The sequence below is a fragment of the Celeribacter sp. SCSIO 80838 genome (assembly GCF_056498065.1).
In genome coordinates, this window is sequence record NZ_JAZKMA010000001.1 from 768,290 (window position 1) to 791,381 (window position 23,092).

The following is a 23,092-nucleotide window of genomic DNA, read 5'->3' on the forward strand; positions in this document are numbered from 1 at the left end:
CTTATACCCGGGTATAAGTGTCTCGAAACGAGGTTGCTTTTCATTTGCGCGAAAGCGGCGTTTTTGCGGCCCCTGTTTTCAATTTGGCCGAAAATCGCATCAAAATTTATCGGACGTGGCCGGGGGACGATCCTGTTTCTTTCATGTTTTCAATGAATTGCTCTGAGAGCCTGTCGAACCGGTCGAGAGAGGCCTCGTCGAGACCCTGACGCGCCCAGGTGACGAGACCGGAGGCGAAAGCCGCGAAAGCCGCGTGCCAGTCCGGGTCAAGCGGGGCAAGCTCGCGGCGCACCGTGTCGAGCGCATCGAACACACAGAGCCGCTCGTGTCCGCGACGATTGGTCAGATGCGCACGGCCCGTGTGGACACGGTGATAGGCGCACATCCGGTCGCTGGCGATCACGGTCTTCGCCCGGCTCAACACGCGCCAATGAAAGGCGAGATCGTTGTGCAGCGGGATCTCCATGAAGCGGATGCCTTCTGCGCGCAGAAACTCCGTCCGGCAAATCTTGTTCCACGGGTAATTGGCGGTTTGCGCGATCAAGTGACGCTGGGCGGGCGACAGGACCTTGTGACGTGCAAGGCTTAACCCCGCTTCGGCCCAGACGACATCGTCATAATCCGGCTGCCCCCAATGGCCGTGGCGCAGCTCGCTGCTCTGGGCGTATTTGAACTGGCACAGGTCGAAATTCGGGGTTTCGGCGAGGTGTTCTGTGAGACGGGAAAGCTCCGGCAGGAGCGTGTCGTCGGCATCGAAGAACAGCACATGGGTGCAATCCACCAGATCCAGCCCGGCGTTGCGCGCCGCCCCGGCCCCGCGATTGTCGGGCAGGCGGCAAAGCGTGACCCCCTCCATCTCTGGCACCGGAAGAGGAGAGGCGTCATCCACGACGATGATCTGGCGAAACAACCCGCTTTGCCGGGCCTCGCCGACGAGACGCGTGAGCCCCGGAAGGTCGTCATGGACCGGGATCACCAGAGCCAGATCGAGCCTCACAGGCTTAGAACCTTCAGCGTGTCGAACGCGATCTCCATCTCCCCTTCGGTCGGGCAGAAGATCACAAGCTCGCGTTGATCGGCCTGTCTCGGAAAATCCGGAGCCTGAGCCAGCGCGAGCGTGGCGCAATGGTCCACGCCGCCGGGGGTGAGGTGAAGCTCCGGAAACAGGAAACTGTCCTGAAACCCCTCTGCGGTGTAGCTGCGGATCGCCAGTTCGAGGCGCAGCGGCGCCGCACTGGCCGCGCGCAGGATCACGGAGAGATGCGACAGTTCCGACATCTTCTCGAAACGTGGCAGGTCGATATGGAGCGCGACCCAATCGACCGGGGCGCTCACCCGCGCCGCGAAATGAAACCGCTGCCCGGCTTCGCTGGTCCATTCGCCCTCGACTTGCCCTTTTGGGTCGATGTGGAACTGCATCCCGTCGGCCATCGGACGGGAGGTCACAGGACCATGGGCATTGCGGAGCGGTAGGAGGTCCAGCACCTGACAAGGCGACAGGGACACGCCCCGCCGTGTCGCGCAGAGGCGGATCAGACGCTCCCGTAGTGCTGCTCGAACCCGTCTCACAAATCCTCCCGGATGAATTGCGCGTCCCAAAAGGCGCGCGTGGTCATCTCGTCATAGCCGGTTTTGAAGGATTTGCGCCGTTTCGAATGGCTCAGGAGCCAGCGCAGCGACAGAGCCGCCGCACGACGACCGATCCGAAAGGCCCGGCGCTTGTCGTGGCGGAGCACGATCGCTGTGCCGCGCGTCTCATCTTGGATGACGACCTGACGGGCAAAGAAATAGCTCCGCATATCGCCTCGGGTGCTGCGGTCGATGACCCGGTCTGGCATCCATGTCGCCCAGAACGGTACGAGATGGCCGTTCAGGGTCAGTTTGATCCATTTGCGCCGCCAATGCGGATCGGACAGCGAGAGGGTGCTCACCGGTTGCATCGGGGTCGGCCACCAGCGCTCGGTGGAGAGGAGTTCCGCGACAACCGCCCGGCCCTTTTGCGCGGTCGGATCGGTTGCAAAGGTCTCGGGACCGGAGAGCACCTCCGCCCAGGCGAGAAGCTCGGCTTCGGCGCTGTCGTAATGCAGGGTGAGGATGTTGCGCACGATCAGCCGCAGGGCGACCGACAGCGCTTTGAACCGGGACAGGCGCAGGCTGTCGAAGACCAGCCCGTGGATCAGATGATAGCGGAAATCCAGATAGCGGGTCAGCGGGCTGGATTTCAGATCGAACCCCTCCTGAACGGAGGCCACCCCGGCGATGCGCCAGAGCGTGAAAGGGTTGGACAGGGAAAACCCGGAATCGTCGCCGCGCACGAAGAAGGGGAAAGGCCAATGGCGCAGGGGGGCGAGCGGGAAGGCGAAGAACCACCAGCCGCCATAATGGTTTTCGGGCAGGGGCGCGTGGGTGTCGCGCTCCATGTGCAGGGCGTCGGTGCGCGAGGAGGGATCGAGACCGTGACACAGGGGGCGACACAAACCGTCGAACTCGGCACCGTATTCGAACACGCGGGGCGGCTCCGTGTCGGTCAGCATGGCACCGAGCACGGCGGCCCTGTCGTCGCGCGCGCGCGACAGAAAGGCATAGGTGCGGATCAGCGCCTCCGGCGTGGTCGCGGCGTCGTCATCCATGAACAGCGCGTGGGTAAACCCGCCGTCTTGGGCGAAGGCAAGCCCACGGGCAAAGCCGCCCGATCCGCCGAGATTGGGGTTGTCCAGACGGGTGAGTTCGGGGGCGGTGGGAAGCGTCAGGCTGCGCCCGTTGTCGACCACCACGAGATGGGCCGCGCCGGGCGGCAGATCTCTTTGCAAGCTCGGCAGAAGTTTGGCAACGGCGGTGCGGACCTCTGCCTCCCGCCGATAGGTCGTGATCACCAGAGCGACGCGAATGGCGCGGGTCGGCGGATCGGCGAACCAGCCGAGACTGTCGAGCGACACCGGCCCGCGTGCGGTAATCTCGGGCCAGAAAATCCCGCTCTCCGTTCCTTCTGGCAAGGGCAGGATGAGCGGCAAATCGTGCTCTGCGTCGAGAACGGGAGATGGGTCGCCCTCGTCGCCCTGCCGCCAGAGTTTGAGCTGCACTCGTCCGGTGCCTCGCAGGACGAGACGGGGATGCGCGAGATGCGTGGCCCTGCTCCAGAGGCTCAGGTTGAACAGGTCCTCCCAGCGATCGAAGGCAACTTGGTCGCCATCTCGCATTGGAGAGCAGTCCCGCAGACGCAGGGGGAAAACCGGCGCGCCCTCACCCGTCATTCTTCGAGAATCCACCGGTAGTGGCGTTTCAACAGCAAAAGCGCGAAGGCCAGCAGCGTCAGGGCGAGGCCATAGACATAGGCAGGGCTGATATAAGCGGGATCGTAGGTGGCGTAGAAACCGCGTCGGATTTCACCGATGGCATGGAGGATCGGGTTGAACCAGAGGACAGACTGGGCCGCCTTGGGCAGATCGTCGAACAGGAAGAAAATGCCGGAGGCCAGAAACAGCGGGCGGTTCACGATGGTCCAGATGTTTTCCCAGACCGGGAAGAGCCCCATGAGAAAACAGTTCATCATACCGAGCGCAAAGCCGGTGAGAACGAGCATGGCATAGCCATTCAGGATCGGCATGAAATCGAGCTCGATCCGCGTGTCCTCTAACATCAGAATGGCACCGAGGACGATGAAGGAGACCGCGAAATTGGTTAGGCTGTGCAGGAACAGCCGGGCAAACAGGGCCTCGATCCAGGAAACGCGCGGATAGGCCAGAAGCGGGCGCGAATAACCGAGACCGTGCATGATCACCCGCGCCAAAGTCGCAAAGAGCGAATAGGGCAGATAGCCGGTGGCGTAGAACAGGATGAAATTGTTGCCGAGCGCCGGTGCGCGCACAACCAGAGAGAACCCTATGGCCAGCATCACGATGATGCCCACGGGTTCGGCGATGGCCCAGAAATAGCCGCCCGGAGAGCGCCCGAAGGTCGAGGACATTTCGCGCATCATGAGGGCAAAAATGTTCCTCAGGGCCTGAAAGCGAAGGGGGTCAACGGTTTTGTCCACCAGAAATCCAATCTGTTCGACCAAGTTGCTCGACCCGAATACCCGGAAAAGTTGTTAAATTGTCTTAATGAAACCGCGCGGATCGGCACTTTTTCGAATAAATCGTGTAAAGCCCAGGTCTTGCAAGCCGGTTGCCATGTGACAGGCGGCACGGTACGAACAACTATACGGCGAGTTCCCGGTGAACACTACATATGAAACTGATCCTCTTCATCGGCCATCACAAGGCTGGCTCCACCGCTCTGCAGGCCGCTCTTGCGCGGAACTGCCGGGCGCTTTTGCGTCAGGATGTCCTCTATCCGGCGGTCGAAAGCAGCGGGCTTGCGATGTTGGCGGGATTTGCCTCCGGGCGGATCGGAACGATGGAGCGCCGCACCTGGCCGATCCCGCTGAATTACCGCGAAGGCCATAATGCGCTGGCCTTTCGCATGTGGTCGCCGAATGGCGTCCCGGACATCCACATGCCTTTGCCGGACAAGGAAGAGATCGCCCGCACCATCGCTGCGCAGATCGAGGCGTTTCGCCCCAAGGCGGTGGTGCTTGCGGCGGAGGTGTTCTCGAATTTCAGCACACGGGGGACCGACCTGATCTGGGAGCTGGTCGCGATGTTTCCCCAGATCGACGATATTCATGTGATCGCCTCGCTCCGGCGCGTCGACGATTATCTCGTCTCCTGGTACGGTCAGCGGCTCAAGTTCGGAACCATCCTCAAGCCGCTGGCGGACACGGTGCCGCGGCATTACCAGAAGGGGGTGCATTTCGATTACCGGCTGATGCTGGAGCCATGGATGACCGCCCTGCCGGAAGCGCGCTTCACAATCCAGAGTTACGACGAGGTGCTGGCGCAGGGCGGCAGCGTCAAAAACTTTTTCAAGCTGGCCGGTCTTAAGACCCCGCCGCCCTGGCAGGCCTCGCGGCGGCTCAACACAAGCGCGCATCCGGCCCTGATCGAATTTATCAGACGGGCGAACATCCAGCTTTCGCGCGAAGACGCGCGACGGTTTCGCACGATCGTCTCAAAAATCGCTTTGAACGACGCGTTGCCGCCCGCGAAAGAGGTCGAAATGTTCGGCCCCGTGGCCCGCGCCAAAATGCTGCGGGTGTTCGTGCCGATCCATGACTGGTTGTCCGAAGTCACCGGACGTCAGGCGTTCTTCCCCGATCTCGACGCGCTTGGACGCTGCCGTGCGATCCCGGAACATGCGCTTTGGGAGGAGGTGAAAATACGGCTTCTGTCGCAGCCCGACCTGCGCAGGGACGAGGTCCTGTCGCCGTTCCTCGAAGAGATCACTCTTAGCCCGAACCAGCCATCTGAATAAGGAAATATTAAGGATACAGATGCCATACCTTGCTGAGCCAAAGAAAATGCCAGCAAGGATATCGAGAATGAGGATGGACGTCTGCAAGAGCACCGGGATTGCGATCGCAGGTGCAGGCTTTTCCGGTGCAACCGTCGCGCGGATTCTGGCGGAGGCCGGGTATCGCATCACGGTGTTCGAAAGCCGCGGTCACGTGGCGGGCAATTGCCACACCGCCCGGGATACGCAGACCGGCGTGATGGTGCATGAATACGGGCCGCATATCTTTCACACCAACGACGGTGCGGTCTGGGATTTCGTCAACCGCTTCACCCGGTTCGAAACCTATCGCCACACGGTCGTGGCCAATGCGGGCGGACATACCTATTCCCTGCCGATCAATCTCGGCACGATCAACCAGCTTTTCAAACGCGATTTCTCCCCCGCCGAGGCCGAGGCGCATCTGCGCGATCTGGCCCATGCGATCGAAACGCCGGAGAATTTCGAGGACCAGGCGCTCGCTCTGATGGGCGAAGAGATTTACCGTATGTTTTTCGAGGGTTACACGCGCAAGCAATGGGGCTGCGATCCGGCGCATCTTCCGGCCTCGATCCTCAAACGCATGCCGCTGCGGTTCGATTACAACAGCCGGTATTTCTCCCATCAGTATGAGGGCATGCCGCGGGACGGTTATACCGCACTGATCGAGGCCATGCTGGATCATCCGAACATCGTGGTCGTTTTGAACACCGCGTTCAGCGCCTCGGAGGCGGGCATATGGGACCATGTCTTCTGGACCGGACCGATTGATCGGTTCTTCGAATATCGGCTGGGCCGGCTCGGCTATCGCACCCTCGATTTCGAGCGGGTCTATGGCGAGGGCGATGTGCAGGGCTGCGCGGTGATGAATTACTGCGACGCGGATGTCCCCTGGACCCGGATCACCGAGCACAAGCATTTCGCGCCCTGGGAGACGCATGAGAAAAGCGTGCTGTTTCGCGAGTATTCGCGCGCCGCGGGACCCGATGACATTCCCTTCTATCCGATCCGGCTTGCCAAGGAGCAGGACATGTTGCGCCAGTATGTCGATCTGACAAAGACGGTGCCGGGCGTGACCTTCCTCGGGCGGCTGGGGACCTATCGTTATCTCGATATGGATGTCTCCGTCCGCGAGGCGATGGACACGGCGGAACGGTTTCTTCTGGGGCAGACACAGGACAGCCGCCTGCTGGCCTTCGCGACGGCGGCGACCTGATGCGAGTGGCGGCGATCCTCACCACCTACAATCGGTGCGACAGCCTGATGCGGAGTCTCGAACGGGTTCTGGCCGAACCGTTCGACCGGGTGCTGGTGGTGAACAATGCCTCGACGGATGACACACGACTGCGGCTTGAGGCGCTGAACGATCCGCGGCTGATCTGCCTGCATCTCGAGGAGAACACCGGCGGCGCCGGTGGATTCAGCCAAGGCGTGCAGGCGATGACCGAAGGGGGGCTTGCCGACTGCGACTGGCTGTGTCTGTTCGACGACGACTCCTGGCCACAGGCGGGTGCGATTGATCGGTTCAAAGCGCTGGCGCCCGACCTTCCCGCGCGGGTCGGAGCGGTCGGGGGCGTGGTGGAGACGGTTTCCGGCGAGATTTGCGAGATGAACCGGCAGGGGGTGAATCCGTTCTGGCAGCTGCCCGCGTTTCTGCGCGCGGTTTTTCACGGCAACCGGCAGGGATTTCACTTTGCGGACAGCGCCCTCACCCCGGCGGCCACGCCGAAAGACGCGGACTTCTCCTCTTTCGTAGGCTTTTTCCTGCGCCGCAAAACCGCCGAAGAGATCGGCCCGCCCGAAGCCGGGCTGTTCATCTATGGCGACGATGTGCTCTACAGCCTCAGACTACGGAAAGCCGGATGGCGTATCCTTGTGATGCCGCAGGTTCGTTTTACCCATGACATCGCGACCTTCGGCGGCGACTTCGTCTATCGCCCGCTCTGGAAGATTTATTATCACTGCCGCAACGGTGTGGAGATCGCACGACGCTCCGTCGGGCCGGTGATCTTTCCCCTCGCCCTTCTCTACTATGTCGCGATCTGGTCGAAGCGTGGGCTGACCTGTGAGGCGGTGGAGCGAAAGACCTATTATCGCCTGCTTTGGCGCGGTTTGCGCGACGGGCTCCGGGGACGACGTGGGAGATGCGATGCACTTCACAGTCCCTGAGCGGGCCGCTCCGCCCCCCCAGAAACGGTCATGACACTGAACAGCTTGCCACGAAGCTTCTTGAGATGAAAACGGGTCGAAACATGAAAGACATGGCACCGTCAGGCAGCTCTCCCACCCCGGAGAAAAAGCGCTCCCAGCCTCAAAGTCCCGTCTTGCCACATGCAAAACCGGCGCGCCCGAAGCGGCGGCACCGAATCGTGGCCTATACCTTCATCTCGCTTGTGCTGATGCCCTTTCTGTTCAGCGTCTTTTATCTGTTTGGCGTGGCCGAGGATCAATATGCCTCGACCGTTGCCTTCACGGTGCGCAGCGAGGAAAACAGCAGCGCGTCGGATTTCTTCGGCGGCCTGACGCGCACGCTCGGGAGTTCCGGCGGACATGACAGCGATATTCTCTACGAGTTCATCCAAAGTCAGGACATCGTCCAGAACATCGACGACAAGATCGACCTGAGGGCGCTGTTTTCCATGCATCAGGACAGCGATCCGTTTTTCGCCTTTGACACCGATGGCACGATCGAGGATCTGACAGACTATTGGAAACGCATGCTGCACCTGTCTTACGACAGCGGCTCGGGCCTGATGATCATTCGGGTCAACGCGTTTCGCCCGGAGGATGCACATCGGATCGCTCAGGCAATCCTCGTTGAGAGTCAGGCCGTCATCAACGACATCTCCGCCACCGCGCGCGCCGATGCGACACGCTACACGGAGGAAGATCTCGAACGCGCCGAAACCCGGCTTCGGCAGGCGCGGCAGGAATTGACGGATTTCCGGGTCACCAACCAGATCGTCGATCCGACCAAGGACATCGAAGGTCAGATGGGGCTTTTGAACAAGCTACAGTCGCAGCTCGCCACTGCCCTGATCGATTACGACCTGCTGGCCATCACCGCCCAGCCCAACGATCCCCGGCTCGAACAGACGCGCAGGCGCATCGACGTGACACGCAAACGGATCGCGGAGGAGCGCAACAAGTTCTCCGGTGAAAGTGCCGACGGGGACAATTACGCGGCAAAAGTGTCCGAGTTCGAGAAGCTTTCGGTCGATTATGAATTCGCCCAGATGGCCTATACCGCCGCCCGCAGCGCCCATGACCTGGCTCTGGGCGAGGCGCGGCGCACGACGCGGTATCTGGCGACCTTCATCACGCCGACGCTTGCGGAACGCTCCATGTACCCCGCGCGCGGCATGATTCTCCTGCTCGTCGGGCTGTTTCTGTTCCTCGGCTGGGCGATCCTCTTGTTGATCTATTATTCGCTCAGGGACCGGCGCTGAACCATGATCCGCTTTGTCGATGTCAGCAAATCCTTCGCCACACCCGATGGTAAAAAGGTGATTCTGGATCGGGTGAACCTGACGCTGCCGGGCAAGACCTCGATCGGGTTGTTGGGCCGGAACGGGGCCGGAAAATCCACGCTGCTGAAGATGATCGGCGGCAAGACCAGCCCGGACAGTGGCGAGATTCAGACGACCGGCAGCATTTCGTGGCCCGTGGGCTTTGCGGGATCGTTTCACCGCAACCTGACGGGCGCGCAGAACACAAGGTTCGTGGCGCGCGCTTATGGCGTCGATACGGAGTCGCTTTTACATTTCACCAAGGAATTCTCCGAGCTCGGCGGGCATTTCCATATGGCGGTGCGGCATTATTCCTCCGGAATGCGTGCGCGGCTCGCCTTTGCGATCTCCATCGGAATTCCCTTCGACACCTATCTTGTGGACGAGGTCACGGCGGTGGGCGACGCCAGCTTCAAGGTGAAAAGCCGACATTACTTTCAGGAACGCATGAAACATGCAGGTGCCGTCGTCGTGACCCATTCGGTGTCACAGCTGCGTCTCTTCTGCACCTCCGGCGCGGTGCTCCATGAGGGGCAACTGCATTATTTCGAAGACCTCGAAGACGCCATTGCGCTTCATCACGACATCCTCGGGTCACAAGAGGACGAATGACCCCCGCACCGAGATACGGGAGCCATCCTGATCGCGTTTCGTCCCGACCTCTTATGCGTCGAGGTTCGCGACGTTGAGCGCGTTGTCCTGAATGAACTCGCGGCGCGGTTCCACGACATCGCCCATCAGCTTGGTGAAAATGTCGTCGGCTTCCTGGAAATCCTCGATCTTCACCTGCAACAGCGTGCGGGCTTCCGGGTCCAGAGTGGTTTCCCAAAGCTGATCCGGGTTCATCTCGCCGAGACCTTTGTAGCGTTGCAGCGACAGGCCCTTTTCGCCCTCTTCCAGAATGGCATCCAGAAGGTTGATCGGTCCGTGGATCAGGGTTTCGCGATCCTTGCGCACGAGACGCGACGGATCGGTGTAATGGCCTTCGGTGGCGGCGACTTCCTGATGGATGCGGCGCGCTTCGGCACCGCGCAGGATCGCACCGTCGAGGGTGCGGACCTCTTCCACCCCGCGCAGCACGCGGGTGAGACGAATACCGACATCCTGCGTCGGGCGACCCGTCCAGCCACGCTCGTATTCGAGCGCGATCATATCGAGACGTTTCGCAACCGTCTCCGCCGTCCCCGCCAGATCGGCATCGACCCGCCCCGGTTCGAACGCCCCGGCCAGAGCCGCCTGTTCGAGGATGTGACGCGGGTAATGGGTCGGGAAAATTTCCAGCACGCGCTTGAAGCTGCGCGCGCCCTCGACGACCCGCTCAAGATCGGTGCCGGCAATTTCTTCGCCGTTTTTGAGCCGCAGAACCGCACCTTCGACACCCTGATGGATCAGGTGATCCTCAAGTGCCGCCTGATCTTTCAGATACACTTCGGACTTGCCGCGCGAGACCTTGTAGAGCGGTGGCTGGGCAATGAAGAGATGCCCCGCCTCGATCAGATCGGGCATCTGGCGGAAGAAGAAGGTCAAAAGCAGCGTTCGGATGTGCGCGCCATCGACGTCGGCATCGGTCATGATGACGATCTTGTGGTAGCGCAGCTTGTCGAGGTTGAACTCGTCTCGGCCGATGCCGGTGCCGAGCGCCATCACGAGGTTGCCGATCTCCTGAGACGACAACATCCGGTCGAACCGGGCGCGCTCGACGTTGAGGATTTTCCCCCGAAGCGGCAGGATCGCCTGCGTCCGACGATCCCGGCCCGTCTGGGCAGACCCCCCGGCGGAATCCCCCTCGACGAGGAAGACTTCGGTCAGGCTCGGGTCTTTTTCGGAACAATCCTTGAGCTTGCCGGAGAGGAAATTGACATCGAGCGCCGATTTGCGACGGGTCAACTCGCGGGCCTTGCGCGCAGCCTCGCGGGCCATGGCCGCTTCGATGATCTTGCCGACGATCATCTTGGCCTCTGCCGGGTTCTCGTCGAACCATTCGGTGAGCTTTTCACCGACAAGGTTTTCGACCGCAGGCCGCACCTCGGAGGACACAAGCTTGTCCTTGGTCTGGGACGAGAATTTCGGATCGGGCACTTTCACGGAGAGCACACAGGTCAGACCTTCGCGCGCATCATCACCGGTGAAGTTGATCTTTTCCTTTTTGGCGATGCCGCTTTCCTGCGCGTATTTCGTCAAGGTCCGGGTCAGCGCACCGCGGAAACCCGCAAGGTGCGTGCCGCCATCGCGTTGCGGAATGTTGTTGGTAAAGGGCAGGACGTTTTCATGGTAGCTGTCGTTCCACCACATCGCCACCTCGACGCCGATGTCGTCGCGTTCACCGGAAACGAAGATCGGATCGGGGATCATCGCCGTCTTGTGCCGGTCGAGATATTTGACGAATTCCTTCACGCCGCCATCGTAATGTAGCTCGGTCTTGAGCGGCTCGGCCGGGCGTTCGTCTTCGAGGATGATCCGCACACCGGAGTTCAGGAAAGCCAGCTCACGCAGACGCTTTTCCAACGTCTCGAACGAGTATTCGAGGTTGGAGAACGTGCCTTCCGGGTCGTTGGTTTTGGCGGAGGCGAGGAAGCGCACCTCGGTGCCGGTCTCGTCGCCCGCCTCGCCGATCACCTTGAGATGCTCGGAGGTTTCGCCTTTGACAAAGCGCGCCTGATGCACCTTGCCCTTGCGCCAGATTTTAAGCTCAAGCCATTCGGACAGCGCGTTCACAACCGACACACCCACGCCGTGAAGACCGCCGGAAACCTTGTAGGAATTGCTGTCGAATTTGCCGCCCGCATGGAGCTGGGTCATGATGACCTCGGCGGCAGACACCCCCTCTTCGGCGTGCAGATCGGTCGGAATACCCCGGCCGTTGTCGCGCACGGAAATCGAGCTGTCCTTGTGGATTTTCACCGAAACAAAATCGGCATGACCGGCCAGAGCCTCGTCGATGCCGTTGTCCACGACCTCATAGACCATGTGGTGCAGGCCTGAGCCGTCGTCCGTATCCCCGATATACATGCCGGGACGTTTTCGGACGGCCTCCAAGCCTTTGAGAACCTTGATGGAATCTGCGCCGTACTCGGAAGGCTGCTGCGTGTTATCGGACATTCGAAAATCCTTGTTATTTCCTGCTTATTTTATACGTGAGCGGGTCCCGGTTGTCACGCAATTGACACGGAAAAAGCATGGCGCAAGGCGGGTTTTCGCGATCAGACGAAGGGCAGGATCAAGCCGACGAAAATCAGCAGGCTACCCGCGGAGATATTCATCCGTCTGAGTGCCTTGGGCGAGGTCATGATCTTGCGGACGGCACCGACAGAGGCGCCGAGGATCAGGTTGCCGACCAGCGGAATGACGGCGGAAATCGTACAGATCGCGGCGATGTCCGAGACGGTGAGTGTTCCGAGATCGAAGAAGCCAGGCAGAAAGCCCATGTAGAACAGGATCGCTTTCGGATTGCCGAGGATACAGATCAGCCCGGCGACAAACCCGGCCCACATGCCGGGGCGCGTCAGACGGCTATCGGCGGCGATTTGCTTGTCGGCGTGGCGGATCAGCAAGGCGCCCATCCCGATGAACATCACCACGGCGATCCAACGCATGACGGTGAGGAAGCTTGCGAATTCCGAAATGATCCAACTCACGCCAAGGATCGCGAGAAGCGACCAGAGGAAATCACCGATCACCACGCCAAGTGCGAGGGGCCAAGCGGCATGAAACCCGCCCGAAAGCGAACGCGCCAGCATGGCGAGCCAGACGGGACCGGGCGTCAGGAAGAGGATCAAAAGCGCGAAGGCGTAAAGCCTGAGATCGCCGGGGGTAATGGTCATTCGGGGTCTTTCTCAATGTCTGGCAAGATCAGACTGCCGTCCTCATTCAGGGGCCAGAACGGATTGTAAGCCAGTTCCCAGACATGCCCGTCCGGGTCCGCGTAATAGCCGGAATATCCACCCCAAAACACCTTTTCAGGGCGTTTCAACACGGTCGCACCCGCCGCCTCAGCCAATGAGAAGGCCGCGTCGACTTCCGCTTCCGACGGAAAATTCTGCGCCAGCGTCATCGCCCCGGTGCCGAGCGGCACATCGGGGCGGGCCTGATCCGCGGCCAGATCGGCACGACCGAAAAGACCCAGAGCAAATCCGTTCGCCTGATAGAATGTCACCTCATCTTGCGAGCTTGGATGCCTCTGCCAGCCAAGTGCTTCGTAAAAGGCGCGGGCGCGTGTCATGTCATCCACGCCAAGGGTGATCAGGGTCACACGTTGCGGCGTCATCAGCTCACCCTTTCCTCAATCAGGGACAGACCCGCGTCCTCCCGCACTTCGATCTGCATCGCCCGCGTCCCGAGTTCGGCGAACAATTCGGGGCCCGTCCCGGTCATAAAGGCCTGTGCCCCCAAAGCGCAAATTTCGTCATAGAGCGCCGCGCGGCGGGAGGCATCGAGATGGGCCGCGACCTCGTCCAGCAAAAAGATCGGCGCAGCTCCGAAGTCTTCCGCCAATGCGCGGCCATTTGCAAGGATGAGCGAAATCAAAAGCGCCTTTTGCTCGCCCGTCGAGCATTGATCCGCAGGCACACCTTTGGCCGTATAGACCGCCCCCAAATCGGCACGATGCGGGCCGATCAGTGTGCGCCCCGCCGCCAAATCACGGGAGCGTCCCTCGCGAAATGCCACAAGAAGCGCCTCTGTTTCTGCGGGCAGGTCCATGTCGTCGGAGGCTTTCAGACTGAGTTCCGCGGCGGGAAATGCAGTTTCCGCCCCGTCCTGCGCCTCTGCCAATCGTGTCAGCGTCGCAATCCGATGCGCCATGATCGCCGCGCCATGCTCCGCCATCTGCGCCTCCAACGCTCCATACCAATGGGCATCCCGCACCATATCCTTGAGCAGACGATTGCGCTCCCGCATCGCCTTTTCATAGGCCAAAACCGCCTCCGCATGGCGCGGCTCAAAGGACATCACCATGCGATCCAGAAACCGCCGCCGCCCTTCGGCCCCTTCGATCCAAAGCCGGTCCATCGCCGGAATGAGCCAAACCACCCGCGCGATCCGCCCAAGCGCCACCTGCGCCGCCGCCTTACCGTCGATCTTCACATTGCGCGAATTGCCCGGTTCGGCCCAGGTTTCAACCTCGTGAAACTGGTGCAGGGAGTGTAGATCGGCACGGATCTTCCAACCGAAACCTTCGGGTTTGCGCGCGATCTCATCGGGACTGGCGCGCCGCAGCCCCCGCCCCGGAGACAACAAAGACACCGCTTCGAGAATATTCGTCTTGCCCGCGCCATTCGGCCCCCAAATGGCGACAGGCCGCCCGTCCAATTCGAGACGCGCGGCCTTGTGGGAGCGGAAATGCGACAGGCTTAGCTCTTCTATGAACAGGCCGCCCATCGCGCCTCACTCGTTTCCTTTGCTGGAAAAATACTCACACGCGCATCGGCATGACGACGTAGACGGCGGAGGTGTCATTGCCTTCGCGCATCAGGGTCGGATCGCCCGAGGAATTGAACAGGAAAACGGCGTTTTCACGATCCACCTGAGAGGCAATTTCCAACAGGTATTTGGCGTTGAACCCGATTTCCAGACGTTCGTCGTTATAAGCGACGGCCAACTCTTCTTCGGCGGCGCCGCTGTCGGGCGCGTTGACAGACAATGTCAGCTTGTCGTCTTCCAGCGTCAGTTTGACGGCACGCGAGCGCTCGGAGGACACGGTGGCCACACGGTCCACAGCCTTGGCGAATTCGGCGGCGTCCACTTCGAGCTTGCGGGTGTTGCCCACGGGGATGACGCGCGAATAATCCGGGAAAGTGCCGTCGATGACCTTCGAGGTCAGGGTGATCTCCGGCGTCGCAAAACGCACTTTCGCCTCGGAGACGGAGACGGCGATCGTCATGTCGTCATCGTCCAGAAGCTTGCGCAGCTCACCCACGGTTTTGCGCGGCACGATCACGCCCGGCATGTCGGCGGCTTCGGGCGGCAGAGTCGCGTCGATGCGGGCCAGCCGGTGACCGTCGGTCGCCACACAGCGCAGCGCACGACCGTTTTCGCTATCGGCCACATGCATATAGACGCCGTTCAGGTAATAGCGGGTTTCCTCGGTCGAGATCGCGAATTTCGATTTGTCGAACAGACGACGCAGCACCGGCGCGGGGACGGCGAAATTGCTGTCGTATTCAGCGGAGGCCATCACAGGGAAGTCCTCTTTCGGAAGCGTCGCGAGCGAGAAATTCGACCGCCCGGCCTCAACCGTCAAACGGCCCGTCGTGCTGTCGTCGGTGAGCTGAACCATGGCGCCATCCGGCAGCTTGCGCACGATCTCGTGCAGCGTCACGGCGGAGACCGTAGTCGCGCCTGCGCGTTCGACCATGGCGGCGCATTTGTCCACCACCTCGATGTCGAGATCGGTGGCGCGGAAGGACACGGTGTCGCCCTCGGCCTCGATCAGCACATTGGCGAGGATCGGGATCGTGTTGCGGCGCTCGACCACGGATTGCGCCTGACCGACCGCTTTCAGAAGCGTGCCGCGTTCGATGCTGATTTTCATACCACCCTCGCGTGTTTCAAAGCCCGGGGCGATGAAGGTAAACGATCCATCGCCGGGCGCAATAGTTTGTTTGCCCAGACTGTGTTGTGTCCGGTTCCGAAGGTCAAGAGACGCAGGCACCGCCAGTGACGATTGTCACGGCGGTGCAGCGCATTTGACTCAGGTTGGGCCTTACGCCTCGAGCGTGCGGCGCAGCATTTCCAGATCGTCGGCGATCTGGCTGTCTGTGGCCTTGAGCTCCTCGATCCGGCGCACCCCATGCATGACGGTGGTGTGGTCTCGACCGCCGAAGCGACGTCCGATCTCCGGCAGAGACCGCGTTGTCATATGTTTTGCCAGATACATGGCGACCTGACGCGGCCGTGCAATGGAGCGTACCCGCTTCGGGCCGATCATGTCGGAGAGACGAATGGCGTAATGTTCGGAGACCTTGCGCTGAATCTCTTCCACGGTGACCTTGCGCTCGGAGGCCTTGAGGATATCGGACAGACATTCCTGCGTCAGGTCCAGCGTGATTTCGCGCCCCACGAGCGAGGCGAAGGCGAAGAGGCGCATCAAGGCCCCTTCGAGCACCCGCACGTTGGTCGAAATGCGATGCGCGAGGAATTCCAGCACCCCGTCGGCGAATTTCAGATCGGGGTATTGGGCGCGATAGCCTTCGGCCTTGGTCTGCAAGATGCCGAGACGCAGCTCGTAATCGGTCGGGTGCAAGTCGACGACGAGACCGCATTGCAGACGCGATTTGATCCGGTCCTCAAGGCCCTGAATCTCGCCCGGCGCGCGGTCGGCGGAGATGATGATCTGCTTGTTCTGATCCACCAGCGCGTTGAACGTATGGAAGAACTCCTCCTGCGTGCTGTCCTTGCCGGCGATGAATTGCACGTCATCGACCATGAGCACATCGACGGAGCGGAAGATCTGTTTGAAATCGATCATCTGACGGTCGCGCAGCGCCTGAACGAAGCGATACATGAACTGTTCGGCAGAGAGATAGAGCACACGCAACTTCGGATCGCGCACCCGGATCTCATGGGCGATGGCGTGCATCAGGTGGGTTTTGCCAAGCCCAACGCCGCCATAGAGAAACAGCGGGTTGAAGGTCACCGGACCGCCTTCGGCCACACGACGCGCAGCGGCATGGGCCAGTTCGTTCGGCTTGCCGACGACGAAATTGTCGAAGGTGAAACGCGGGTCGAGCGGCGCGCCCGGAAGCTCTGCGGCAGGCACGTCTGATACGCCCGCCGGGGCCGGTTCCGCGGCAACCGGCGCGGTCTCCGCCACAGACGTGACTGGCTGGCTCTGATGCGCCTCGACCTTGAACTCGACACGCGACGCAGGCGCATTCGCGGCCTTCAGATGGGTCAGGATGGTGTCGGCGAAATTGCGGGACACCCAGTTTGCCATGAAACTCGTCGGCACGGAAAACACGGCGACCCCATTGTCGACCTTTCTCAGCTCCAGCGGCTCGATCCAGTTCGCGTAATTGCTGCGCCCGACAGATTCACGAAGTTGTTCCTTAACACGTCCCCACGTCTCGTTTTTCATTTTCTCTATTCGACCCATTATCGTTTTTATCCATGCCGGTTCTTGCTCCGACATCAGGACCTGCGGCTGCCCGCAACTCCCACGGCTCTTGCGCCTCGGGTCGTCTTTTCACAACGCGAACCGCAATACGGCTGGCCCTGCGACACCCTCACAAAGTCGCAGTTTCGGCCAACCCGGCCCGATTGTGATGCACCATCCGTCTTGCACACCCTTCATCCATGGGAACCTCACACCCCAAGGACACAGGCACACAAACGGCGGCACGGGATATATGGACAGACCGACCGATCCGGCATGAAAGCACGGACCAATCGGACAACCGCTTCCCGGATACCCCTATCCGAGACCGGTCTCAAAACCATGCGCGTTGGCAAAGGAAACCTGTCGGAAAGAATGTTCTTCTCTCCGGCAAACACCTATCGCTCTTCCGCGACACGATCCTGAATGTCCCCCCAAGACGACGTGAATCGCATGGGCAAGCTAGCAACCCCTCCGACGGAGTCGCAATCGATCTTCGCGCTTGACTCTGTCTTTACCGAAACCGAATCCAAAAAGCTCAATAAGCGCGGCAGAAGCCGTGGCGCATATGCCTCAGATTACGCCTCTTCGAGAAAGATTTGAGCGAGATGATTGTCAGCCCCACGCGAGTCTTGCTAGGCGCCGCCGCCGCAAGGGATTCGCCTTTGCGGCGAGCCGTCCGATTGCGCAAAAGCCCCTTCCAAAACGCAAAAAACGCGCCCGAAAGGCGCGTTTTTCACATAAATTCTTGGCAAATATCAGCCGAGCGCTTTGACGCGCGAAGACAGGCGGGACATTTTGCGGGAGGCGGTGTTCTTGTGAACCACGCCTTTGGTGACACCACGCATCAGCTCCGGCTGAGCGGCTTGCAGAGCGGCTTTGGCAGCGGCCTGATCGCCGGAAGCGATGGCTTCCTCGACTTTGCGCAGGTAGGTGCGGATGCGGGAACGACGGGCTTTGTTGACGTCGGTGCGACGGACGGCCTGACGGGCGCGTTTTTTGGACTGGGGCGAATTCGCCATGGGATTTTCCTCTTCGAGGTCGTGTTACAATGTCGATTGCGCAAACGGACCCCGAACCCCTTTGAAAAGGGCGGTCAATCATAGCCTGAGCGGGCTCCACGCGCATGTAAGGCGTCCCTTTAGGCGAGAATCGCTGAAAAGGAAAGCCCGTTTTCGCCTAAAACAGCGGGTTTACTTATCCCGGAACTGCGGCGCGCGTTTTTCCGTAAAGGCGGCCATGCCTTCTTTTTGATCTTCCGTCGCAAAGAGGCCCTGAAAGCTGGTGCGCTCAAACCGCACGCCCTCGGCAAGCGTCATTTCATAAGAGCGGTTCACCGCCTCCTTCGCGGCCGCCACGGAAATCGCGCTTTTCTCCGCGATCTTATCGGCCACGGCGAGGGCTTCCTCAACGAGTTTTTTCGCGGGCACGATGCGGGAAACAAGCCCGGAGCGCTCGGCCTCTTCGGCCTCCATGAAGCGCCCGGTCAGGATCATCTCCATCGCTTTCGATTTGCCCACAAAGCGCGTCAGACGCTGGGTGCCACCAATGCCGGGAATGATGCCGAGGTTGATCTCAGGCTGGCCGAATTTCGCGTTATCAGCCGCAAGAATGAAATCGCACATCATCGCCAACTCGCAGCCCCCGCCGAGCGCATAGCCCGCCACAGCGGCAATCACCGGCTTGCGCGTCGCCACGATCCGGTCGGCGTCCTCGGCAAAGAGGCGTTCGGAGGCCATATCGGCATAGCTCTTGTCGGACATCTCCTTGATGTCGGCACCTGCCGCGAAAGCCTTTTCCGAGCCGGTGATGACGATGGCGCGCACTTTCGGATCGAGATCGGCCTTGCCCAGCGCGTCCGCCAACTCGCAAAGCAATTCGGAACTGAGCGCGTTGAGCGCCTCAGGCCGGTTCAGACGGATCAGTTCGACACTATCCTTGATCTCGATAAGAAGCGTTTTATAGGCCATTGCGCCCTCCGGTTTCTGGTCCTTCCGGGCAGTCCTAACATCTGACCCGAACGGATCAAGTCATCTTTGACAGGTCGGGCAAAAGAAGCTGGAACGCCCGGATTGGGTGATCCTCTTTATACGCGCCGCACACTCCGGCGTCACACAGGGTTCACCTTCGCGTCCGTAAACACGGAAATTATGCTGGAAATATCCCAGCTCTCCATCGGCCTGTCGGAAGTCCTTGAGCGACGATCCCCCGGCCTCGATGGCCTCCAAAAGCACCTCCCTGATGATCGGGACGAGTGAGGCAATGCGCGCTTCGGAAATCTTTGACGCCTTGCGCCCCGGATGGATGCCTGCGCGGAACAGCACTTCGCAGACATAGATATTGCCCAGCCCCGCGACGATATGCTGATCTAAAAGCGCTGATTTGATCGGGGTGTTCTTGCCTTTGAGCGCGGCAATCAGGTGATCCTCGCTGAACATGTTGCCCAAAGGCTCCGGCCCGAGTTTGGCGAGAAGAGGATGCGCCTCTTCCGTACCGGTCGCCATCAGATCCATCGCCCCGAACCGCCGCGGATCGTTGAAGGTCACGCGCGCGCCGTTCTCCATGTGAAACACCACATGGTCATGCTTTTCCTGCGCCGGGTGATCATGCACGAACTGTCCCAAGGGATCGCCAGACACCGTCATCCGCCCCGACATACCGAGGTGAATGAGCAGAGTCTCCGCGGTATCCAGATCGGCGAGGATGTATTTCGACCGCCTGCGCAGCCGCTCAACCCGCGCCCCCGTGAGCCGTTCCGCCATCCGCTCCGGGAAAGGCCAGCGCAGATCGGGGCGGTTCACATCTGCCTGCGTAATCCGCACCCCCGCCATCGAAGGCTCCAACCCGCGACGAACCGTCTCGACCTCTGGCAATTCCGGCATTTTGGCCCCTTCGCTTTGCGACATCCGATTGTCACGCCCGATGTGAGCCCTATAAGAAGGGTGAGTTTCGAGAAAGGTTCAAGAGCGATGAGCGAGAACGGCAAAACCACCCATTTCGGTTTCAAAGATGTGGCCGAGGATCAGAAGGCCGGGATGGTGCATGGGGTGTTCACCTCGGTTGCCTCGAAATACGACATCATGAACGATGTCATGTCGATGGGGATTCACCGGGTCTGGAAAGACGCGATGATGGACTGGCTCTCGCCGCGTCCGGATCAGCATTTGCTCGATGTGGCGGGTGGCACGGGTGACATTTCGTTCCGCTTCCTGAAACGCGCGCCGGGGGCGACCTCTGTTGTGTTGGACATGACCGAGTCGATGCTGGTCGAAGGCCGCAAACGCGCCGAGGCGGAAAAGATGGCCGAGAGCCTGTCCTGGGTCACCGGCGACGCGATGCAACTGCCGTTCGAGGACAACCAGTTCGACGTTTACACCATCTCATTTGGCATCCGGAACGTGACGCGCATCCCCGATGCGTTGTCCGAGGCTTACCGCGTTTTGAAACCCGGCGGGCGCCTCATGGTGCTTGAGTTCTCGCAATTGCCGAACCCGATGATGCAGAAGGCTTACGATCTCTATTCCTTCAACGTCATCCCCCGCATGGGGCAAATGATTGCCGGGGATCGGGACAGTTACCAATATCTGGTGGAAAGCATCCGCAAATTCCCGGATCAGGATACATTTGCGCAGATGATCAAAACTGCCGGATTTTCCAATGTGAAGTATCGTAATTTGACATTGGGCATCGCAGCATTGCACTCCGGGTGGAAAATCTGATGCGCGGACCGCACAACCTCTGGCGGCTTATCCGCACTGGCGCGACCATGGAGCGCACCGGGGCGATGACGCAGGCAATGGATGCGCTCGACGCGCCGAAAGCCTTTCGCATTCTGGCCCGCACGGTCGTGTGGCCGTTTCGCTGGCTGGGCTACAAGGGCGATCCGAACCTTCCGCCGGTGACACGGGCGATCACCGCGCTGGGTCCGGCCTATATCAAATTCGGCCAGATTCTTTCGACCCGCCCCGATGTGGTCGGCGCCGATCTTGCCAAGCAATTGCAGGTGCTTCAGGACCGCATGCCACCCTTCCCGCGCGATGCCGCGATCAAAACGGTTGAGGCCGAGCTTCAGGCGCCGATCTCCGAGCTGTTTTCCGAATTCTCCGAACCGGTCGCGGCCGCTTCCATCGCGCAGGTCCACAAGGCCGTGCGCGCCGACACCGGTCAGGCGGTTGCCGTCAAGGTGTTGCGTCCCGGCATCGAGAAGGCGTTTCGCACCGATATTGACGCCTTTTATTTCCTCGCCTCCCTGATCGAGAGTCTCTCTCCGGCCTCGCGCCGCCTCCGTCCGACCGACGTGATCGCGCATTTCGAAGGCGTCGTGCAGGGCGAGCTGGACCTGCGTCTGGAAAGTGCTTCGGCCTCCGAATATGCCGCAAACACTGCGGGGGACGAGGGCTTCAACGTGCCCGCCATCGACTGGGGCCTGTCCTCGAAACGGGTCATGACGCTGGAATGGGTCGAGGGGATCACCGCCTCCGACATCGACGAAATCATCGCTGCCGGTCACGATGTGACCGTTCTCGGCCCCCGTGTGCTTCAGATGTTCCTGACCCATGCTTTGCGCGACGGGTTCTTTCATGCCGACATGCACCACGGCAATCTCAAGGTCGCGCCGAACGGCGACATCATCGCACTCGACTTCGGCATCATGGGCATGCTTGATGAATATACACGACGCGTTTATGCCGAGATTTTGTACGGATTTATCAAAAAAGACTATAAACGCGTCGCGGAAGTGCATTTCGAGGCGGGCTATGTTCCCGCCGATCGCGACGTGGACGAATTCGCCCGCGCCCTGCGTGCCGTCGGCGATCCGATCTTCGGCATGGACGCCACGCGCATCTCCATGGCACGGCTTTTGTCCTACCTGTTCGAGGTCACCGAGCGCTTCGGGATGGAAACGCGCACCGAGCTGATCCTGTTGCAGCGCACCATGGTGGTGGTCGAAGGCGTGTCGCGTTCGCTCGATCCGCATATCAACATCTGGGAAGTCTCCAAGCCGGTGGTCGAGCAGTATATCAAGGCCAATATCGGCCCCAAGGCCCTGGCCCGCGATCTGTGGCGCACCGCCGCCGTGCTCTCGCGTTTTGGTCCGCGATTGCCGCAACTGGCCGAAGCGCTTTTGATCGCTCAGAGCAAGGAGACTGAGGCTCCTGTCGAGCGCAGCAACCGATGGCAGGTTCTCTGGCTGATCGCGGGAGGCGTCGTCTCTGCGGGACTCGGTGCCGCAGTCATGCTCGTTCTGGGCTAAGTTCGGCCTCTGCGGCCACCTCATAGATCGCCTCGCCCTGCGCCGCTTTCCACGCGCAATAGGCCGCCATGCGCCATTGGTAAAATGGGGCGAGTTGACGATAGCGCGCGATGGTCTCGGCATCCGGATAGGCGGCCAGCGCCGCTTGCTGATCCGCTGTTGAAAAACCGCCCTTGCCATAGACATGATGCATGGCCGGAGACAGGGCGATGGCCAGATCCGCTGTCGCATCGCCGCAGGCCGGGCATTGCCAGTCAATGAACCGATGACGCCCGTCATGGATCAGAACATTCGCGGGTACAGGGTCACCATGCAAGAACACATCCCGCCCGGAGACAACAGGGAACGGCACGGGTTCGGCTGAACTCAGATGGCGCGCCAAGGCGGTTTCCAAACCCTTCAGGAAAAAACGACCTTGTTCGAGAAGCGCCACGGGCTGCGTGTCGATTTTTCGCAACTCCGAAGAAGGAGACACCCCATGCAAATGGCCCAGCGCCCGGATCGTGTCGGGGTCCGTCTTGTCGACAAGCACGCCCTCGACATAGTCGTAAATCAGGCAGGCACCCTCCCGCACCTCAAAATGAGCCACAAATTCCGGCGCGATCTCTTGGCCCACCAAAGCGATCAGCGCATGACGTTCCGCTTTCGGGTCATTCGGGAACAGCCGGTTGGACCGGTTGGGATCGAACAGTTTGATCACCCAGTCACAGGCGGCGCCACTCACCCGCCAGCTGCGGTTTGTGCGCCCCCCGGGAAGGCGCGCCCAATGACACGGACCGGACACACGCTCCGCAACAAACGCCTGAATCCCCTTCGGGGGAAGATCTGCGGCGCAGGACATCTTAGGGCACTCCAAATTACGGACCA

The 23,092-nt window shown here is 60.7% G+C and carries 21 protein-coding genes; 7 read left to right on the forward strand and 14 right to left on the reverse strand.

What is annotated here, in order from left to right; genetic code table 11:
- Positions 1–106: 106 nt before the first annotated feature.
- The 4 genes from V1475_RS03715 to V1475_RS03730 are packed head-to-tail and all read right to left on the reverse strand — an operon-like array spanning position 107 to position 4,033.
- Positions 107–997 (reverse strand): glycosyltransferase family 2 protein, encoded by an 891-nt coding sequence (locus tag V1475_RS03715; RefSeq protein ID WP_479411676.1) that lies wholly within the window; start codon positions 995–997, stop codon positions 107–109.
- Positions 994–1,569 (reverse strand): hypothetical protein, encoded by a 576-nt coding sequence (locus V1475_RS03720; RefSeq protein ID WP_479411677.1) that lies wholly within the window; start codon positions 1,567–1,569, stop codon positions 994–996. The genes V1475_RS03715 and V1475_RS03720 overlap by 4 nt, the downstream gene beginning before the upstream one ends.
- On the reverse strand, positions 1,566–3,197 hold the full coding sequence (locus tag V1475_RS03725; protein WP_479411678.1) for a glycosyltransferase family 2 protein: 1,632 nt from the start codon (positions 3,195–3,197) through the stop codon (positions 1,566–1,568). The genes V1475_RS03720 and V1475_RS03725 overlap by 4 nt, the downstream gene beginning before the upstream one ends.
- Before the next feature lie 50 nt (positions 3,198–3,247).
- Positions 3,248–4,033, reverse strand: a complete 786-nt coding sequence (locus V1475_RS03730; protein WP_479411679.1) for an ABC transporter permease — start codon at positions 4,031–4,033, stop codon at positions 3,248–3,250.
- 194 nt (positions 4,034–4,227) lie between these two features.
- On the opposite strand from V1475_RS03730, the gene V1475_RS03735 reads away from it, so the two are divergent.
- The 5 genes from V1475_RS03735 to V1475_RS03755 all read left to right on the forward strand — a co-directional run bounded on the left by V1475_RS03735 (position 4,228) and on the right by V1475_RS03755 (position 9,491).
- Entirely contained in the window at positions 4,228–5,352 is a 1,125-nt protein-coding gene (locus tag V1475_RS03735; RefSeq protein ID WP_479411680.1) for a hypothetical protein, read from the forward strand.
- A gap of 67 nt (positions 5,353–5,419) precedes the next feature.
- On the forward strand, positions 5,420–6,586 hold the full coding sequence (locus tag V1475_RS03740; RefSeq protein WP_479411681.1) for a UDP-galactopyranose/dTDP-fucopyranose mutase family protein: 1,167 nt from the start codon (positions 5,420–5,422) through the stop codon (positions 6,584–6,586).
- On the forward strand, positions 6,586–7,539 hold the full coding sequence (locus tag V1475_RS03745; protein WP_479411682.1) for a glycosyltransferase: 954 nt from the start codon (positions 6,586–6,588) through the stop codon (positions 7,537–7,539). Before V1475_RS03740 ends, V1475_RS03745 begins: the two co-directional genes overlap by 1 nt.
- A 155-nt stretch (positions 7,540–7,694) precedes the next feature.
- Complete coding sequence (locus V1475_RS03750; RefSeq protein ID WP_479411683.1) at positions 7,695–8,819, forward strand: KpsE/RkpR family capsule polysaccharide export protein; 1,125 nt, start codon at positions 7,695–7,697, stop codon at positions 8,817–8,819.
- A 3-nt stretch (positions 8,820–8,822) separates the two neighbouring features.
- Positions 8,823–9,491 (forward strand): ABC transporter ATP-binding protein, encoded by a 669-nt coding sequence (locus V1475_RS03755; RefSeq protein WP_479411684.1) that lies wholly within the window; start codon positions 8,823–8,825, stop codon positions 9,489–9,491.
- A 51-nt stretch (positions 9,492–9,542) separates the two neighbouring features.
- Here V1475_RS03755 and gyrB read toward each other — a convergent pair whose 3' ends face one another.
- The 9 genes from gyrB to mutM all read right to left on the reverse strand — a co-directional run bounded on the left by gyrB (position 9,543) and on the right by mutM (position 19,853).
- Positions 9,543–11,978 carry a DNA topoisomerase (ATP-hydrolyzing) subunit B gene (gene gyrB / locus V1475_RS03760; protein WP_479411685.1) on the reverse strand — a complete coding sequence of 812 codons (2,436 nt, stop codon included), beginning with the start codon at positions 11,976–11,978 and terminating at the stop codon, positions 9,543–9,545.
- Between the two features lie 101 nt (positions 11,979–12,079).
- A complete protein-coding gene (locus V1475_RS03765) occupies positions 12,080–12,700 on the reverse strand; it encodes a LysE family translocator (protein WP_479411686.1) in 621 nt (206 codons plus the stop codon).
- Positions 12,697–13,143, reverse strand: a complete 447-nt coding sequence (locus tag V1475_RS03770; protein WP_479411687.1) for a VOC family protein — start codon at positions 13,141–13,143, stop codon at positions 12,697–12,699. The genes V1475_RS03765 and V1475_RS03770 overlap by 4 nt, the downstream gene beginning before the upstream one ends.
- Positions 13,143–14,255: a DNA replication/repair protein RecF gene (gene recF, locus V1475_RS03775; protein ID WP_479411688.1), complete on the reverse strand. Its 1,113-nt coding sequence runs from the start codon at positions 14,253–14,255 to the stop codon at positions 13,143–13,145. The genes V1475_RS03770 and recF overlap by 1 nt, the downstream gene beginning before the upstream one ends.
- Positions 14,256–14,289: 34 nt before the next feature.
- Positions 14,290–15,408: a DNA polymerase III subunit beta gene (dnaN, locus tag V1475_RS03780; RefSeq protein WP_066703074.1), complete on the reverse strand. Its 1,119-nt coding sequence runs from the start codon at positions 15,406–15,408 to the stop codon at positions 14,290–14,292.
- Positions 15,409–15,579: 171 nt separating this feature from the next.
- Positions 15,580–16,953, reverse strand: coding sequence for a chromosomal replication initiator protein DnaA (dnaA, locus tag V1475_RS03785; protein ID WP_434289820.1), 1,374 nt, complete (start codon positions 16,951–16,953; stop codon positions 15,580–15,582).
- Positions 16,954–17,729: 776 nt separating this feature from the next.
- Complete coding sequence (gene rpsT / locus V1475_RS03790) at positions 17,730–17,993, reverse strand: 30S ribosomal protein S20 (RefSeq protein ID WP_066703068.1); 264 nt, start codon at positions 17,991–17,993, stop codon at positions 17,730–17,732.
- Positions 17,994–18,164: 171 nt separating this feature from the next.
- Positions 18,165–18,941, reverse strand: a complete 777-nt coding sequence (locus V1475_RS03795) for an enoyl-CoA hydratase (protein WP_479411689.1) — start codon at positions 18,939–18,941, stop codon at positions 18,165–18,167.
- 60 nt (positions 18,942–19,001) lie between these two features.
- The gene (mutM, locus tag V1475_RS03800) at positions 19,002–19,853 is read right to left on the reverse strand and encodes a bifunctional DNA-formamidopyrimidine glycosylase/DNA-(apurinic or apyrimidinic site) lyase (RefSeq protein WP_479411690.1); all 852 of its coding nucleotides are present in this window, start codon (positions 19,851–19,853) and stop codon (positions 19,002–19,004) included.
- 87 nt (positions 19,854–19,940) lie between these two features.
- On the opposite strand from mutM, the gene ubiE reads away from it, so the two are divergent.
- Together ubiE and ubiB are read left to right on the forward strand one after the other, a co-directional pair.
- The gene (gene ubiE / locus V1475_RS03805) at positions 19,941–20,690 is read left to right on the forward strand and encodes a bifunctional demethylmenaquinone methyltransferase/2-methoxy-6-polyprenyl-1,4-benzoquinol methylase UbiE (RefSeq protein WP_479411691.1); all 750 of its coding nucleotides are present in this window, start codon (positions 19,941–19,943) and stop codon (positions 20,688–20,690) included.
- Entirely contained in the window at positions 20,690–22,225 is a 1,536-nt protein-coding gene (ubiB, locus tag V1475_RS03810; RefSeq protein ID WP_479411692.1) for a 2-polyprenylphenol 6-hydroxylase, read from the forward strand. The genes ubiE and ubiB overlap by 1 nt, the downstream gene beginning before the upstream one ends.
- Here ubiB and V1475_RS03815 read toward each other — a convergent pair.
- Complete coding sequence (locus tag V1475_RS03815; RefSeq protein WP_479411693.1) at positions 22,206–23,066, reverse strand: phosphotransferase; 861 nt, start codon at positions 23,064–23,066, stop codon at positions 22,206–22,208. The two genes, ubiB and V1475_RS03815, sit on opposite strands and share 20 nt — an antisense overlap.
- Positions 23,067–23,092: the final 26 nt, after the last annotated feature.